The 15680-nt window shown below is 56.2% G+C and carries 16 protein-coding genes; 13 read left to right on the plus strand and 3 right to left on the minus strand.

Annotated elements, in window-relative coordinates; genetic code table 11:
* Positions 1–6: 6 nt before the first annotated feature.
* The 4 genes from MJO52_RS04725 to MJO52_RS04740 all read left to right on the plus strand — a co-directional run bounded on the left by MJO52_RS04725 (position 7) and on the right by MJO52_RS04740 (position 3908).
* On the plus strand, positions 7–330 hold the full coding sequence (locus tag MJO52_RS04725; protein WP_252084797.1) for a YqcC family protein: 324 nt from the start codon (positions 7–9) through the stop codon (positions 328–330).
* Positions 331–613: 283 nt separating this feature from the next.
* On the plus strand, positions 614–1306 hold the full coding sequence (locus tag MJO52_RS04730; RefSeq protein ID WP_252084798.1) for an ATP-dependent zinc protease family protein: 693 nt from the start codon (positions 614–616) through the stop codon (positions 1304–1306).
* Between the two features lie 55 nt (positions 1307–1361).
* A complete protein-coding gene (locus MJO52_RS04735; RefSeq protein WP_252084799.1) occupies positions 1362–2894 on the plus strand; it encodes an inactive transglutaminase family protein in 1533 nt (510 codons plus the stop codon).
* Between the two features lie 9 nt (positions 2895–2903).
* The gene (locus tag MJO52_RS04740; RefSeq protein WP_252084800.1) at positions 2904–3908 is read left to right on the plus strand and encodes an alpha-L-glutamate ligase-like protein; all 1005 of its coding nucleotides are present in this window, start codon (positions 2904–2906) and stop codon (positions 3906–3908) included.
* A gap of 52 nt (positions 3909–3960) precedes the next feature.
* On the opposite strand, the gene MJO52_RS04745 is transcribed toward MJO52_RS04740, so the two are convergent.
* Positions 3961–5121: an acyl-CoA desaturase gene (locus tag MJO52_RS04745; protein WP_252084801.1), complete on the minus strand. Its 1161-nt coding sequence runs from the start codon at positions 5119–5121 to the stop codon at positions 3961–3963.
* Between the two features lie 104 nt (positions 5122–5225).
* The gene (locus MJO52_RS04750) at positions 5226–5618 is read right to left on the minus strand and encodes a hypothetical protein (RefSeq protein ID WP_252084802.1); all 393 of its coding nucleotides are present in this window, start codon (positions 5616–5618) and stop codon (positions 5226–5228) included.
* A 563-nt stretch (positions 5619–6181) separates the two neighbouring features.
* On the opposite strand from MJO52_RS04750, the gene MJO52_RS04755 reads away from it, so the two are divergent.
* Positions 6182–8185, plus strand: coding sequence for a hybrid sensor histidine kinase/response regulator (locus tag MJO52_RS04755; protein WP_252084803.1), 2004 nt, complete (start codon positions 6182–6184; stop codon positions 8183–8185).
* A gap of 52 nt (positions 8186–8237) precedes the next feature.
* Here the strand turns inward: MJO52_RS04755 and MJO52_RS04760 are convergent, their stop codons facing one another.
* A complete protein-coding gene (locus MJO52_RS04760; protein ID WP_252084804.1) occupies positions 8238–9041 on the minus strand; it encodes an inositol monophosphatase family protein in 804 nt (267 codons plus the stop codon).
* A gap of 135 nt (positions 9042–9176) precedes the next feature.
* Here MJO52_RS04760 and trmJ point away from each other — a divergent pair, with 135 nt between their 5' ends.
* The 8 genes from trmJ (at position 9177) to fdx (ending at position 15662) form a co-directional block, all read left to right on the plus strand.
* On the plus strand, positions 9177–9968 hold the full coding sequence (trmJ, locus tag MJO52_RS04765) for a tRNA (cytosine(32)/uridine(32)-2'-O)-methyltransferase TrmJ (protein ID WP_252084805.1): 792 nt from the start codon (positions 9177–9179) through the stop codon (positions 9966–9968).
* 106 nt (positions 9969–10074) lie between these two features.
* A complete protein-coding gene (iscR, locus tag MJO52_RS04770) occupies positions 10075–10551 on the plus strand; it encodes a Fe-S cluster assembly transcriptional regulator IscR (protein ID WP_252084806.1) in 477 nt (158 codons plus the stop codon).
* A gap of 64 nt (positions 10552–10615) precedes the next feature.
* The gene (locus tag MJO52_RS04775) at positions 10616–11830 is read left to right on the plus strand and encodes an IscS subfamily cysteine desulfurase (RefSeq protein ID WP_252085971.1); all 1215 of its coding nucleotides are present in this window, start codon (positions 10616–10618) and stop codon (positions 11828–11830) included.
* Between the two features lie 27 nt (positions 11831–11857).
* The gene (iscU, locus tag MJO52_RS04780; RefSeq protein ID WP_252084807.1) at positions 11858–12280 is read left to right on the plus strand and encodes a Fe-S cluster assembly scaffold IscU; all 423 of its coding nucleotides are present in this window, start codon (positions 11858–11860) and stop codon (positions 12278–12280) included.
* A gap of 51 nt (positions 12281–12331) precedes the next feature.
* Positions 12332–12643 (plus strand): iron-sulfur cluster assembly protein IscA, encoded by a 312-nt coding sequence (gene iscA, locus MJO52_RS04785; protein WP_435583629.1) that lies wholly within the window; start codon positions 12332–12334, stop codon positions 12641–12643.
* Positions 12644–12765: 122 nt separating this feature from the next.
* Complete coding sequence (hscB, locus tag MJO52_RS04790; RefSeq protein WP_252084809.1) at positions 12766–13293, plus strand: Fe-S protein assembly co-chaperone HscB; 528 nt, start codon at positions 12766–12768, stop codon at positions 13291–13293.
* A gap of 81 nt (positions 13294–13374) precedes the next feature.
* The gene (hscA, locus tag MJO52_RS04795) at positions 13375–15246 is read left to right on the plus strand and encodes a Fe-S protein assembly chaperone HscA (protein ID WP_252084810.1); all 1872 of its coding nucleotides are present in this window, start codon (positions 13375–13377) and stop codon (positions 15244–15246) included.
* A gap of 77 nt (positions 15247–15323) precedes the next feature.
* Positions 15324–15662 (plus strand): ISC system 2Fe-2S type ferredoxin, encoded by a 339-nt coding sequence (gene fdx, locus MJO52_RS04800; RefSeq protein ID WP_152451921.1) that lies wholly within the window; start codon positions 15324–15326, stop codon positions 15660–15662.
* The last annotated feature ends 18 nt before the right edge of the window (positions 15663–15680 follow it).

Genomic DNA, 15680 nt, shown 5'->3' on the forward strand with positions numbered 1-15680 from the left:
GGATCTATGCAAGCTATTTACTCTGAAGTCGCCGATCAATTGTTACAGCTCGAAGCCGAGTTGCGCCGCATGGCCCTGTGGCAGGAGGAGGCCCCAACAGCGGAAGCCTTAGCCAGCAGGGAACCTTTCTGTGTAGATACCCTGACTCTGCCGCAGTGGTTGCAATTCATCTTTTTGCCGCGTATGCGCCAGCTAATTGAGGGGCAGATGCCGCTACCGCAACAGTGTGGCATAGCGCCAATCGCGGAGGAGTTCTTCAAAGAGAGGGGAGGCGCTGAGCCTCTGATCAAGATTCTCAAGGGCATCGACGAGCGCCTGCAGCGCTGCTGAGTCCTCCTCTCTGGCGTCCACTGGGCGCCCCACCTCGCTTTCATCTACTTTGTTAGCTATAACGATTCACGGTTGGCCGTCAAATTCTCAAGATCTGGCGCGTGTCACATTGTGGCGCTTGCATCGCTCGACTCTAGGAACATCCCTGTTCACCAAGCTCTTTCATAGGCTAATATCGGCCTTTTGCTTGCGTTGGGAGGAATTTCTGCGCTTGCTACCGTGAACGCTGCGAAGACAGTGCGGTCGGATTGGAATGCTAATGGGGCTAGAGGTAATCGTTAGGATGCAGAAATTTTCCCTTCTGTGGTTATTGGTCGCGGTCCAGTTATTGCTGGGCTGTCAGTCGCTGATGTACCCCGCACAGAGCCAGCAAGGGGCAGAACCCGCTACTGCACAATCGGGCCAATCTCAGGGCGAAATACTCCAGTGCCCAGAGCCTGTGGAGGTGATCTGCGCAGAACCAGAGGTCAGGGTCGTTGAAAAAGTCATCGAACGAACCCTTGAAAAAGTAGTCGAAGTGCCCGTCGCCAAGGACAAACTGGTACTAGGGGCAGTGGAGAAAATCTCTATCGAGCCCTCCGGTCTGGTTGTTGAGTCTGTGGTGGATACCGGTGCGCCGACAACCACCTTGCGCGCCCAGACACTGACACGCTTTGAGCGCGATGGTGAGGACTGGATCAGAATTCAGCTGGCACTGCCGGAAGTGGATGGTAAGGCCGAAACTTCTACCATCGAACTGCCCATCAAACGCCATATCCGTGCGAACCGTATTGGTTTCCCGAGCCAGCGTCGCCCGGTAGTGGAGATGAATCTCACTGTGGGTGAGGTTACTCATATGGTTGAGGTCAGTCTGACGGATGAGGGCCGCAACGATATTGTGATGGTGCTGGGACGCAATTTCCTCAAAGATGCCGCGGTTGTCGATGTGAGCCGGCGCAATATCCAAGGGCAGCCTCGGGTGTTCGGGAATAAATAGGCCGCTTATTAAGATTAGGTTCCTTTTGGAACCCTAGAGTTACGGGGAAGGGCGAATGTCGCCGCGCGTTCAAGTTTATGTTATTGCGGCATTGCTCGCATTGATCGGGGCGGGTCTCACCGCTTACAAACATTTCGAATTAGGTTTTCCACTGCTGCCGGGTGAATACCGTACTGTCTGGACCATTGAGGCCAAAGTGGGTTTCGATGCGGAGGGCGGCCCGGTAAAAGCTGCGCTGACTTTGCCCCGTGAGCAACGCAATATGGAAATCCTCGGTGAGACTTTCAGTTCCTCCGGTTTTGGCTTCTTTATAGCCCGGGAAAATGATGAGTATCGGGCAGTTTGGACGCGCCGCTCCGCCGAGGGGCCCCAGTCCCTGTTCTATCGCTTGGATGTGTACCAGACTCCCGGTGCGGCGCTCGAACAGCCTTTGAATCTCAGCACCCAGGTACAGAAACCTTTCCTCGGTGCACGGGAGCAAGAAGCCGTGCGCCTGGCGATTGATTCGTTGGTTAAGCAGGCCCGCGAGCGCTCCTCCGACGTGGAATCTTTCACCACTCAATTGCTGTTTGAGCTGAACGACGATGGTAACCAGGATCGCAACCTGGTCTTCCGCCACTACACCGATAAATCCCTGGTGGATGTCGCTCTGCTGATGCTGGCCACCGCTGATATTCCCGCGCATCGCATCCGCGGCCTCTACCTTGAGGACGACCGTCGCCGCCTTGCTCCAGAGGATCTGCTCGAAGTTTACGATGGTCAGCGCTGGATTGTTTTCGAGCCAAGCAGCGGCTTGCCCGGAATTCCAGAAAACTTCTTTATCTGGCAGCGCGGTGGCAAGAGTCTGCTGGACCTGGAGGGTGGCCGCAATTCGCAGGTGACTTTCTCGGTCATTTCCAATGACGTGCCTGCACGGGATGTCTCCATGCGCAGCACAAAGGGCGAAAAAGAGGCGCTGGTGGATTTCTCCATCTACAGCCTGCCCATCGAGCAACAAAGCATCTTTAAATTGATTTTACTGGTGCCGGTAGGTGCCCTAGTGGTGGTGCTGCTGCGCATCTTTGTCGGCTTGCGCACCTCCGGTACCTTTATGCCGGTACTCCTGGCAATAGCCTTTATTGAAACCCAGCTGCTCACAGGGCTATCAATTTTTGTATTGATCCTGGTGCTCGGATTGTGGGTGCGTTTCTACTTGAGTCGGCTCAATTTGCTCCTTGTGTCGAGGATCGCCGCCGTGGTGGTCACGGTGGTGCTCATTATGGGGGTGATCAGTGTGGTCAGTTATAAGCTCGGAATTGAGCAGGCACTGACGGTGACCTTCTTCCCGATGATTATTTTGGCCTGGACCATTGAGCGCATGTCCATCGTTTGGGAGGAGGATGGCCCCTACGAGGTAATTGTACAGGCCGGCGGCAGCCTGCTGGTGGCTGTTTTGGCCTGGTGGGTGATGACTAACCGCTATGTGGAACACTGGACCTTTAATTTCCCCGAGCTGCTGCTGGTGCTGCTGGCCTTTATCTTGGTTGTGGGTAACTACACCGGTTATCGCCTCAGCGAGCTGATGCGTTTTCGGCCTCTGATCAAGTAGGGGGTTGCGATGCTTCAATTTTCATTCAAGCACATCATCAACAAGGTTCGCGGTGGTATGGTTTCGCCGATGGCCCTGAATGAGATGGGCATACTCGGGATGAATGCACGCAATATCAATTACATTGCGCGCTACAACGATCGGGAAAAATTCCCAATTGTCGACGACAAACTGAACACTAAGCGAGCGGCCAAGCGCGCAGGCATACCAGTACCGGAATTGATCGCAGCCTTTGAAACTCCGGCCAGCCGCAAGCGCGTGATGGAAGTGATCGATCCCTTGTGGAAGTTTGTAATCAAGCCCGCGCGCGGTTCGGGGGGCAAAGGTATCCTGGTCATTGCCGGGCGCGATGGGGATAAGTATAAGAAGATTTCCGGCTCTGAAGTTGAAGCCCTGGATATTCTGCGTCACGTTAACAATATTCACAGTGGCCTCTACAGCCTCGGCGGCAAGCCTGACCGGGTAATGGTGGAGGCTCTGGTGGATTTCGACCCGGTGTTTCAGGATTACTCTTTCGAGGGAGTACCGGATATTCGCGTGATTGTGTTTCGCGGTTTTCCGGTGATGGCAATGCTGCGCTGTTCTACCCATAGCTCCGATGGTAAAGCTAATCTGCACCAAGGCGCTGTAGGAGTGGGTATCGACCTGGCCACAGGCAAAAGCTGCCACGCAGTACAGCGCGGCTTACGCATCCAGCACCACCCGGATACCAAGATGTCTTTCGGTGAGCTGAAGGTTCCGGGTTGGTACGATCTGGTGCGTCTGGCGGCGAGCTGTTATGAAATGACCGGTCTCGGCTATCTCGGTTGCGATATCGTTTTGGATCGCGAGCGCGGTCCGCTATTACTCGAAGCCAATGCTCGTCCCGGTCTCGCAATTCAGGTAGCTAACGGTGTGGGTCTGCGCCAGCGCCTGCGTTTTATCGAGGGGCTGGATGAAGAGATGCTCGAGAAAGGGGTGGACGAGCGGGTGGCGTATTCCATGCGTGAATTCGCTGCGGAAAAAACCCTTTAACCCACTCGAAGGCAGTTGCCTATTGCCACTTTCCAGCATTTTCGCAGCACTGTTAGGAGGATGTGGCTGAATCCGTCTGGCACTGCTTTATCAGTCTACTCAGACGCCGGCTCTGCATTTTCAAGCCGAACTCTAACTCCTTAACCTTGTTTTGAATTGCCAGCGAACGCCACTTCTCCGCGATCTTATCCCCGCGGCACTGGGCGCGCTGTAACTGCAGGTTTTTCCAGTTTTCCAGAGCCCTGGCGAATTGTATGGCCTCGTTCTCCAATAGTTTTAACCAGTCCTCCCGGTGTGCGCTGCCTCCGAGCTTCTCCTCCGCCTGGCTGAACTGCACTGACAGTTTGGCTTTCTGTATTTGTACCGCTGAGGGGGTTTTTAGGTCGTTGGTGATACCGATCCAACTGAACAGCTTGATCATCCATTTAGTTGGGTCGTACGCAAACCAGCCTACGCCATTGCGATAATCGGCAGGAAAGGCGTGGTGGTAGTTGTGGTATCCCTCACCGAAAACCAACAAGTTCAGAAAGATATTATCTCGTGCACTGATATCGTTTTTGTAGGGGCGTTTGCCCCACATGTGCGCCAGAGAGTTGACCAAAAAAGTTGTGTGGTGATTGACTACGATACGGAGTACTCCAGCGAGCAATAGCATGCCGATCACATCGCCGGTGAGAAGCCCAAGCGCTAAAGGAATACCCAGGTTCATACTGAGGGTGATGGGGATATAGTGATTGTGTTGCCACATCACGATCTTGTCCCGCTTCAGATCCCCGACATTTTTATAATCCAAGTGGCTGCTTGGATATTCGTGCATCATCCAGTCGATATGAGAAAACCAGAAGCCGCGCATTGCTGAGTAGGGGTCGCGATCATTGTCATCAATATGGCGGTGGTGCAAGCGGTGCGCAGCGCTCCAGGTCAGGGTGGAGTTTTGTAGGGCAGCCGCGCTGAACAAGGCAAAGAACAGGCGTAGAGACCAGTGGGCTTTATAGCTTCTGTGAGACCAGAGCCGGTGATTGCCTGCTGTTACCGAGAGACTGCACAAGGCGGCTAATAGTGCGAAGGCGAGCCACTGGTACCAGTGATACCCAACCATCAGCCCGTAGATGGGCACGGCGGTCAGGGCCAGGAAACCTGTACTGGCAAACAGCACTGTGGGAACCCAAAAGCATTTGCGCTTGGTTGTGGATGTTGGTGAAGCAGTATTCATAATTCGAGCCTGTTTGTGAAACGGCCTCGGGAAGCCCCGTATAGTTAGTGGCGCAATTTTTCTATGATGTTATTTGGCGGTGTATTTCTGGGGATAATTTCCAGTTACCAATACGACGCTACACAGAGAATATAGATAATTATTGTGAGGAGGCGCAGTGGGCTTTTTACCGTCATCCATACTGCCAAGTGATACCCAGCCAGCTGAGACCCTTTCGCGGGAAAGGCGTGATGGGAGTTTTGATAGCCCTCGCCAAATGCAAAAGTATGGATAACAGGGTTGTCCCGGGCCGAAATATCGCCCTGAACTTTCTTTTGCTCCAGTGGTGGCCCCAAAGAGTTGAAAGCGAAGGCGGCATGGTGATTGATTACCATGCGCAAAACACCTGCCAGCAAAAACATGGCGACAATACCTCCGGTAATCAGACCGAGGATTAGGCCGAAAGCAAAGTTCATACTGGCGGCGATCAGCAGAGAGTGGCGGTGTTGCCCCATCACAATGTTGTCCCACTAAAGGCCTTTGGCATTGTTCTACCTAAAGGATATTTGTGGATCATCCAATCTAGTGGCGCACAGAATTTCTCAGAGGGATTTTTTTACATCAGGCCTCTAGTGGTTGCTGTCCTTGGCAGGTTGCGCCTCTTTTTGGTGCGATATTTAGGTTTTTTGGCACTTGTTGGTTCATATTGCTTGGTCGCCAGGAAAAAAAGAGATCGGCCACCGCAAAATCCTACGAGAAAGTTGGCATACCGATTGCAACATTAGAAACGTACGGGACGCATGACCCGTACTTCGGGGAGTTTGCATGGGGTTATGGCAAACCGTTTCCAATGAGGAACTTCCCGTTTTCTCTCATCATCGCTGATTATGGCCCCGCTCTGCGGGGCCTTTTTTATTCTTCTATCCCTCTTTCCAAGCGCTCCCACTCGAAAAAAATTTTATTTTTGTGACTCTGTGTGGAATTCTGATTGGCACTAATGCTTGGTAAATAGACGCCCTTTTCGCGCCTAGGTATAAATGCCCCTTTTTTTTGCCAGCAATGCCAACGAATCGAGTTAAGCGTGTCCGAATTTCAGAACCCCGTTCCGCCCCATCTCCCTTTCCTGCTGGCAACTCCAGAGGAGTTGCACTCTCTGGATGTTCTGGAGCTCACACACCAAACCGGTCGCCTGCAGGGGCTGATGATGGATGTGGATTGCGGCCTGTGGGAGTGGCACCTAAATAGTGGCGCCCAGCGCGCTCAGGGGGATATCTGGCATTTGTTTGCCGATAGTGCTGATCGCGCCCTTCAGGGTCTGTGGTCTGGCGCCGAGTTGCACCCGGTGCATTCTGATGAGCGTCACCGTATTTTGGCGTTACGCAAAAGGATCGCCAGCGAGGGTGGCTACTTCGATATCGCTTTTCGCGCCTACGATATCTCCGGACAAATGCGCTGGTTGCGCTTTTGTGGCCGGGCTACCACCAGTGCTGATGGCAGCGAGGTGATCGCGATTGGCACCTGTGCCGATTATAGCGAGGCACTTTCGCAGCGCTATCTGACCAATCTACCCAGTGAGCGACCGCTGCAGGCGTTGTCCGGGGTGGGAGATGGTTTGTGGGAATGGGATTTACGCGCCGATGAAATGGTACTCGATGACGCCTGTTGGGGGATTCTCGGCTACGAGGTGAGCCCGATTCGTAGTATTGGGCGCTCTGCTGCGGAGCAATGGAAAGCGCGTATTCTCACCGAGGATATAGCCAGGGTGGAACAATCCATGTTGGACCATGTGCGCGACCGGCTGCCCCTGGATGTGGAATTCCGCCTGTGGCGCTCCGATGGCAGCTTGGTATGGGTTCGCTGTCGCGGCAAGGCCCAACTGGACAGCCGTGGTCAACCGGTGCGGGTGTTCGGGGTTTTACAGGATGTTAGCGCTGGACGTGAGAGCCAGGCGCGGCTGGAACGGGAGTTGCACCAGCAACGTGAGGAAAATGCCCATCGAGCCGATCTTTTATTCAGCCTGAGCCACGAGCTGCGGACCCCTCTCAACGCCATTTTGGGATACAGCCAAATGGTGGAACTGGATCAGAGCTTGAACTCCGACCAACGCCAGCGGCTTGGGGAGATTCGCCGAGCGGGTCAACACCTATTGCACCTGGTGGGGGATGTGCTGGAGCTCGCCCGTATCGACAGTCGGCGGCTCGGCCCCTCAATGGAGTCGGTGCGCCCGGTGGAACTAGTGGCCGAATGTAAGCGCCTGCTGGAACCACTGGCGGAGACCCGCCGGGTCAGTCTGGTCTACGAGCCTCTCGGCTGGGAATCCGCCTATATCTGCGCAGACCCAGTTCGTTACAAACAGGTGGTTCTAAACCTCGCCGGCAATGCAGTGAAATACAACCGGGATAATGGCAGGGTCATTATTAATTTCACTCCCCAGGCAGAGGGCTGGCTGCGCTTGAGTATTCTCGATACCGGTAAGGGCATTTCTCCGGATCGGCGCAGCGAGGTGTTCGAACCCTTTAATCGTTTGGGGGAGGAAAAGGGCCATATAGAGGGGACCGGCGTGGGTCTGGCAATTGCCAAGCGGCTCACCGAGGCTATGGGTGGGCGAATCGACTTTGATAGTCAGGAGGGGCAGGGCTCAGTTTTCTGGATCGAATTCCCTATGATCGATGCGCCCGATGCCCTTATGAGCTTTTCTGCTCATCCACAGGAGCCTCCGCAGTTGCCGGAGGGGCGCGTGTTACTTGTGGATAACCGCCCTGCTGCGGCCGACCAGCTAAAGGAAATGCTGAAGGAGAGTCCCCAGGTTCAGTGCCTGATTGCCACCGATGTGGTGGAGGCAATTTTTATCGCGCGAACGCAGCGCCCCGATGTACTGTTGTTTCACAGTGAGGTGCCGGGCATGTCCGCTGCGGACCTAATCTCTATTTTGCAGGAGGATATCGCCACCAGAGCCATGCGCTTTGTACTGGTTGGTGAAAAATCCAGTGGGGAGAACTATCCGGCACTGCCGGCAGAGTTTGACTTTATGCAGTTGTCGCGTGTGCTGGCGGAAACCCTTGGGCGGGCCGGTCGGTCAGTTTAGCGGCACCGTAACAGCTGGCCCGGCAGTCGCCGGGCCAGTGAGCGAATGAAGCTTAGCGCACGGAGCCCAGGTGCTTACCGACGATCTGCACCAGCGGCTTGAAGACTTTGGGGGTGGCACAGACCAGATTGCCGGATTCCAGGTAGTCCTCTCCACCGCGGAAGTCGCTGATCAAACCGCCGGCCTCTTTGACCAGTAGCGAGCCTGCAGCGATATCCCAGGTATTCAGATACATCTCCCAGAAACCGTCGAAGCGTCCGGCCGCTACATAGGCCAGGTCCAGTGCGGCGGCGCCGGGGCGGCGGATGCCGGCGGTCTGCCCGGCGATCTCTTTCAAAGCGCCCAGGTAGGGGTCGATGTTTTCCAGAGCGGGGCCATTGAAGGGTAGGCCGGTGCCAATTAGAGCGCCGCGCAGGCCCTGGCGGGGGGAAACGCGGATGCGACGGCCGTTAAGGGCCGCGCCGCGACCGCGGCTCGCGGTGAATTCTTCGCGCTTAATCGGGTCGAGTACCACCGCGTGCTCAATGCGGCCGCGGTAGCGGCAGGCGATAGATACCGCAAACTGGGGTACGCCGTGGATAAAGTTGGTGGTGCCATCGAGAGGGTCGATAATCCACTCGTAGTCGGGCTCGGCGCCTTCGATCAGGCCGCTCTCTTCAGCGCGGATGCTGTGCTTGGGGTAGGCTTTGCGCAGGTGATAAATAATCTCCTGTTCGCTGGCCTTGTCCACTTCGGTGACGAAATCGTTGCGCGCCTTTTCCTCGAATTTCATCAGGTCGCCGCGCTCCCAGGCCCGTTCGATCAATTCTCCGGCCTTGCGCGCCGCGCGCAGGGCAATATTTAGCATGGGTTCCATAACTATTCCGCACTAAGTGGTTGAAGTGGTTAAAAAGCAGACCGCGGGTTAACCGCAGCGGACGCGATTGTATGGATTCCCGCTCCTTTTTGCTACACTCGCGCGCCCCCATGACACCGAATTATTACTTTCAGTATGGCCAAGTCCCCATTAGACACGACTCCGCTCAGTGCGCTCGACAATGTGCGTGTGGTTCTGGTTAACAGTGCCCACCCAGGAAATATTGGCGGCGCGGCGCGCGCCCTGAAGAATATGGGCCTGAGCCAGCTCTATCTGGTTGCACCGCGGGAATTCCCTGCGGCCAATGCCGTGTGGCGCGCCGCCGGTGCGGCGGAGCTGCTCGACAGTGCAGTAGTAGTGGACACCCTGGAAGAGGCGGTGGCAGATTGCGGCCTGGTGGTGGCCACCAGTGCCCGCGAGCGACGTATTCCCTGGCCTCTGCTGACACCGCGCCAGTGCGGTGAGCGCGCAGTGGCCGAGGCCTCCAGCCACCCGGTGGCGCTGGTGTTTGGTCGTGAAGACCGCGGCCTGACCAATGAAGAGCTTCAGGCGTGCAATTACCATGTGCATATTCCGGCCAACCCCGAGTACAGCTCTCTAAACCTGGCGACCGCCGTACAGGTGCTTTCTTATGAGGTGCGTATGGCGGCGCTGGAAGCAGAGAAAGGCGGGCCTGTGAGTTATGCAGACTGGGATCGCCCACCGTCCAAAGCCAGCGATATGGAGCTCTATTTTGAGCACCTCCAGCAAGCTTTAGGTGAACTGGGCTTTATCGATCCGGATAACCCTCGCCAGACTATGACCCGACTGCGCAGGCTGTACAGCCGTGTGCGCCCGGATGATATGGAGCTGGGTATCCTGCGCGGCATGCTCACCTCCATCCAGAACTATATTCACCGCTCTGGTGGCAAGGGGCGCCCAGACTAGTTGAGTACCCGAGTACTTTGCTTGGTTATATACTTGACTAAGGTGCTGGGTTATTTCATACTCGCGCCCCGATCGGAAAAGGGCTGTTCATCAGTTGGGAGCTGGTATGCGTTTAACAACCAAAGGCCGTTATGCGGTAACCGCCATGCTGGATCTGGCGTTGCATGCAGAGCGTGGGCCGATCAGCTTGGCAGATATTTCCAAACGGCAGGGCATCTCCCTGTCCTATCTGGAACAGTTATTTTCCCGCCTACGGCAATCCGGACTGGTGTCCAGTGTGCGCGGCCCCGGCGGTGGTTATCGTCTAGCCCGCGATGGCGAAGAGATTTTTGTGGCTCAGATCATTGATGCAGTCAATGAATCGGTGGATGCCACCAGCTGTGGCGGCAACGCCGATTGCGCCAATGGCGAACAGTGTCTGACCCATTACCTCTGGTCAGACCTGAGTGATCAGATTCACGGTTTCCTGAGCGGAATCAGCCTGGCCAACTTGGTGTCTCGCGCCGAGGTACAGGAAGTGGCACGCCGCCAGGATATGCGCGAAGCGCCGGAAGAGCGGGTCGCCGTACTCGGCGGCTTGTAAATATCGGCCACTAATGTGGTCAAAGCGGAATATTTGAGAATTATTGAGCGGAAACGGTATGACTATGAAGCTTCCCATCTACCTGGATTATTCAGCTACCTGTCCGGTTGACCCGCGTGTCGCTGCAAAGATGGCAGAGCAGCTGACGATGGAAGGCAACTTCGGTAACCCGGCTTCAAGGTCTCACCTGTACGGCTGGAAAGCCGAAGAGGCGGTGGAAAATGCCCGTCGTCAGGTGGCTGAGCTGATTAATGCTGACCCCCGCGAGATCGTCTGGACCAGTGGTGCCACCGAGTCCGATAACCTGGCGATCAAAGGTGCGGCGCACTTCTATCAGGGCCGCGGCAAGCACATCATCACCTCCAAAATTGAGCACAAGGCAGTACTAGACACCTGTCGCCAGCTGGAGCGTGAAGGCTTCGAAGTAACCTATCTGAATCCCCGTGAAGACGGCATTGTTACCCCGCAACAGGTTGAGGAAGCGCTGCGTGAGGACACCATTCTGGTGAGCCTGATGCACGTGAACAACGAAATCGGTGTAATTAACGATATCGCCGCGATCGGTGAGCTGTGTCGCTCGCGCAAAATTATTTTCCATGTGGACGCGGCGCAAAGCGCAGGCAAACTGCCTATCGACCTGCAGGAGATGAAGGTCGATCTGATGTCCTTCTCCGCCCACAAAATTTACGGCCCCAAAGGTATCGGCGCACTGTATGTACGCCGCAAACCCCGCGTCCGTCTGGAAGCGCAGATACACGGTGGCGGCCACGAGCGCGGTATGCGTTCCGGCACTCTGCCGACTCACCAGATTGTCGGTATGGGTGAAGCCTTCCGCATCGCCAAAGAGGAAATGGTGCAAGAGGGCGAGCGTCTGGTTTCCCTGCGCAACCGCTTCTGGGATCAGATCAAAGATATGGAAGAAGTCCATATCAATGGTTCCGCGGAACAGCGTGTACCGGGCAACTTGAACGTGAGCTTTGCCTTTGTAGAGGGCGAGAGCCTGATTATGTCCCTGCGCGACCTGGCAATTTCCTCCGGTTCCGCCTGTACCTCCGCCAGTCTCGAGCCCAGCTACGTGTTGCGCGCCCTGGGTGTAAACGATGAGCTGGCGCACAGCTCCCTGCGTTTCAGCTTCGGCCGCTTCACCAGCGAGCAGGACGTGGACACCGCCGCGGCCGCCGTGCGCAAGGCAGTGGAGAAACTGCGTGAATTGTCGCCGCTTTGGGATATGTACAAAGACGGTGTGGACCTGAACAAGATTGAATGGGCCGCTCACTAAGCGCGCACAAGAGTTAGGAGAAAAGTCATGGCCTATAGCGATAAAGTAATTGACCACTACGAACACCCCCGCAATGTCGGGCGCATGGACGACAAGGCGGACAATGTAGGCACCGGTATGGTGGGTGCGCCTGCCTGTGGTGATGTGATGCGCTTGCAGATCCAGGTGAACGACGCGGGTGTGATTGAAGACGCCAAGTTCAAAACCTACGGTTGCGGTTCCGCTATCGCCTCTAGCTCCCTGCTCACTGAGTGGGTGAAAGGTAAGACGATCGATGAGGCGGAGCAGATCAAAAATACCGCTATCGCCGAGGAGCTGGCGCTGCCACCGGTGAAAATTCACTGTTCCGTGCTGGCCGAAGATGCAATCAAGGCCGCTGTACGCAACATCCGTGAAAAGCGCGGTGAGTCTGCCGAAGCCGCTGACGCGCCGGAATCCGCCGCAGGTTAACCACCGGGCCCAGGGCCCAATAGCAGTGAAGGTATTGTTTTGGCTATTACTATGACCGAGGCCGCTGAGGCTCATATCAAGAGTCAGCTGGCCAAGCGCGGTAAGGGAATCGGCATTCGTGTGGGTGTTAAGACCGCCGGGTGTTCAGGCCTTGCCTATGTACTGGAGTTTGTCGATTCGGCAGAGGCCGAAGACGTGGTATTCGAGCAGGATGGAGTAAAGCTGATCGTAGACCCCAAGAGTTTGGTTTACCTGGATGGTACCCAGCTCGACTTCGTTAAGGAAGGGCTCAACGAAGGCTTCACCTTCACCAATCCCAACGTCAAAAACGAGTGTGGCTGCGGCGAGAGTTTCCACGTCTGAGTGTGGCCCGCTTCAGCGAGGCCGGATGCACTGCGCATGCCGGCCTTTTTATTGGCCCGGCAGTTGCCGGGTGCGGCGCCGCCGCCCAGTTTTTAAGGCCCAGTGCCGGCAGGTGAACTGAGATGGCAACCAACCTGACCCATTTTGAAATATTCGGGCTTGACCCCGCCTTTGAACTCGATCGCAGTGCTCTGTCCGCACGCTACCGGGAATTGCAGCGGGAATTCCACCCGGATAAATACGCTTCCAAATCCGAGCGCGAACAGTTGCTCGCTATTCAAATGGCTGCGCAGATCAATGAAGCCCACACGGTACTTCGTGATCCGGTGCAACGCGCTGCTTACCTGCTCAAATTGGCTGGGGTGGAAGTGCCACCTGAGCAGACTACCGCCGATACAGAGTTCCTGATGCAGCAGATGTTGCTGCGCGAGCGCCTGGAGGAAGTGCGCGAGCAAGCAAATCCCACTGTTGCCCTGGAGGAACTCGCCGAAGAGGTGGATGAACTCTACCGCGGTACGCAGCGGCAATTTGCTGAGACCTATGCCTCGGGCAAGTTCAGCGAAGCAGAAGACGCCCTGCGCAAGCAGCAATTCCTGGTCAAGCTGCAGTCGCAAGTGGAAGAGCTGGAAGCTGATCTGTTCGGCGATTAAACAAGTGCTACCAGAAAATAAACCGGGATCAGGCACAGGCGGTGCCAACGCGATAAATCCCGCTGATAGAAGAGATAAGTAATGGCTTTACTGCAGATTTCCGAGCCGGGACAGAGTCCCGACCCCCATCAGCGCAAATACGCGGTGGGCATCGACTTGGGCACCACCAACTCACTGGTGGCCACGGTGCGCAGCGGCTCGGCAGAGGCCATTGCGGCAGAGGATGGCAGTGTCATCCTGCCCTCGGCGGTGCACTACAGCTGCGACGGTATTACCGTTGGTAGCGAGGCGCGTCTGCGTGCTGCTGCTGATCCCTACAACACCATGCTGTCGATCAAGCGCTTGATGGGCCGTGGGGTCGTCGATGTAAAAAGCCTGGGCGAGCAGCTGCCCTATCATTTTTCCGATACCGATGGCGGCATGCCCACTATTGAAACTGCCGCCGGCCCGGTCAACCCGGTGCAGGTGTCTGCGGAAATCCTCAAGAAGCTGGCCCAGCGTGGCCGCGATGCACTCTACGGCAAAGTGGATGGCGAGCTCGACGGCGCAGTGATTACCGTGCCGGCCTATTTTGATGATGCCCAGCGCCAGGCGACCAAGGACGCGGCCAAGTTGGCCGGCTTGAAGGTGCTGCGCCTGCTCAATGAGCCGACTGCCGCGGCGGTAGCCTATGGCCTCGATCGGGGGGAAGAGGGCGTGATCGCTGTCTATGACCTGGGCGGTGGCACCTTTGATATTTCAATCCTGCGACTGTCCCGCGGTGTTTTTGAGGTAATGGCCACCGGCGGTGATACCGCCTTGGGTGGCGATGACTTCGACCGCATTATCGCGGCCTGGATTGCCGAGCAGGCGGGTTTGGGCACCGATCTGGATGCGTCGACTCAGCGGTTGTTACTGGATAGTGCCTGCGCTGCTAAGGAGTCCCTGAGTGGTGCCGAGCAGGTAGAAATACACCATGGGGACTGGCGGGGCGTGCTCGACCGGGCGACCATGGCTTCATTGCTGGACCCCATGATCGACAAGACTCTGCGTGCCTGTAAACGCGCCCTGCGCGATGCCGGTATCGGTGTGGATGAAGTGCAGGAAGTGGTCCTGGTGGGCGGTTCCACTCGGACTTTGCGGGTACGTGAGCGGGTCGAAGACTATTTTGGCCGTGCGCCCCATGCTGAAATCGATCCGGATCAAGTGGTAGCCATTGGTGCCGCCCTGCAGGCCGATGTGTTGGTGGGCAATAAATCCGACGACGACCTGCTGCTGCTGGATGTAATCCCGTTGTCTCTGGGTATTGAGACCATGGGTGGGCTCACCGAGAAGTTGATTGCGCGCAATACCACCATTCCGGTGTCTAAAGCTCAGGAATTCACCACTTTCAAAGATGGCCAGACTGCCATGGCGATTCATGTGGTGCAGGGTGAGCGAGAGCTGGTTAGCGACTGCCGCTCGCTGGCACGTTTCGAATTGCGCGGAATTCCTCCAATGGTGGCGGGTGCCGCTCATATTCGCGTGACCTTCCAGGTGGATGCGGATGGCTTGCTGTCGGTGACTGCCATGGAGAAGAGCAGTGGTGTTAGTGCAGATATCGTAGTGAAGCCTTCCTACGGCCTGGAGGATAAGGACATAGCGCGCATGCTGCAGGAATCCTATACCCACGCCGCCGAGGATATTGCCCTGCGTGCTTTGCGCGAGGCGCAGGTTGAGGCGGAGCGGACTTTAGAGAGTTTGCTGATGGCCCTGCGTGAAAACGGCGCCGAGCTGCTGGAAGAGCATGAGCTGAGTGAGCTGGAGCATGCAATGGAAGCTTTGCGCCTGGCCCATAACGGGGGAGATGCCGATGAGATTCGTCAGCGTATGGAGACCCTTAACCAGCTGTCAGAGCCCTTTGCGGCCAAACGTATGGATGCTTCTATCAAGCGCGCCATGCGCGGCCACAGCCTGGATGAATTTGATAAATAAGCGGTGGGCGCCTAGCCCGCACAACTTGCGGCCGGGGCTTGCCCCCGTCGGATTGAGACCATAGAGAGTCAGTACCCATGCCGAAGATAGTATTTTTACCCCACCCGGAAATGTGCCCTGAAGGTAAAGTGGTGGAAGCGGAGAGCGGTGTCAGTGTAATCGATGCGGCACTGGCCAACGATATCGAGATCGAGCACGCCTGCGAGAAGGCCTGTGCCTGTACTACCTGCCATGTGATTGTGCGCGAAGGCTTCTACTCCCTGGAGGAGCCCGATGAGCTGGAAGAAGACCTGCTGGACAAGGCTTGGGGCCTGGAGCCGGAGTCGCGCCTGTCTTGTCAGGCGATCGTTGAAGACGAAGATCTGGTGGTGGAAATTCCCAAATACACCATCAACCAGGTGTCGGAAAAGCACTGAGTGCCGCGGGTAGTGAGG

Origin of the sequence: Microbulbifer variabilis (assembly GCF_023716485.1) — a bacterium.
Lineage (GTDB): Bacteria > Pseudomonadota > Gammaproteobacteria > Pseudomonadales > Cellvibrionaceae > Microbulbifer > Microbulbifer variabilis_B.

Bases quoted from the DNA above. Each gene is read 5' to 3' on its own strand.
- MJO52_RS04725 (WP_252084797.1), top strand. From the start codon at position 7: ATGCAAGCTATTTACTCTGAAGTCGCCGATCAATTGTTACAGCTCGAA.
- MJO52_RS04730 (WP_252084798.1), top strand. From the start codon at position 614: ATGCAGAAATTTTCCCTTCTGTGGTTATTGGTCGCGGTCCAGTTATTG.
- MJO52_RS04735 (WP_252084799.1), top strand. From the start codon at position 1,362: ATGTCGCCGCGCGTTCAAGTTTATGTTATTGCGGCATTGCTCGCATTG.
- MJO52_RS04740 (WP_252084800.1), top strand. From the start codon at position 2,904: ATGCTTCAATTTTCATTCAAGCACATCATCAACAAGGTTCGCGGTGGT.
- MJO52_RS04745 (WP_252084801.1), bottom strand. From the start codon at position 5,121: ATGAATACTGCTTCACCAACATCCACAACCAAGCGCAAATGCTTTTGG.
- MJO52_RS04760 (WP_252084804.1), bottom strand. From the start codon at position 9,041: ATGGAACCCATGCTAAATATTGCCCTGCGCGCGGCGCGCAAGGCCGGA.
- trmJ (WP_252084805.1), top strand. From the start codon at position 9,177: ATGGCCAAGTCCCCATTAGACACGACTCCGCTCAGTGCGCTCGACAAT.
- iscR (WP_252084806.1), top strand. From the start codon at position 10,075: ATGCGTTTAACAACCAAAGGCCGTTATGCGGTAACCGCCATGCTGGAT.
- MJO52_RS04775 (WP_252085971.1), top strand. From the start codon at position 10,616: ATGAAGCTTCCCATCTACCTGGATTATTCAGCTACCTGTCCGGTTGAC.
- iscU (WP_252084807.1), top strand. From the start codon at position 11,858: ATGGCCTATAGCGATAAAGTAATTGACCACTACGAACACCCCCGCAAT.
- iscA (WP_435583629.1), top strand. From the start codon at position 12,332: ATGACCGAGGCCGCTGAGGCTCATATCAAGAGTCAGCTGGCCAAGCGC.
- hscB (WP_252084809.1), top strand. From the start codon at position 12,766: ATGGCAACCAACCTGACCCATTTTGAAATATTCGGGCTTGACCCCGCC.
- hscA (WP_252084810.1), top strand. From the start codon at position 13,375: ATGGCTTTACTGCAGATTTCCGAGCCGGGACAGAGTCCCGACCCCCAT.
- fdx (WP_152451921.1), top strand. From the start codon at position 15,324: ATGCCGAAGATAGTATTTTTACCCCACCCGGAAATGTGCCCTGAAGGT.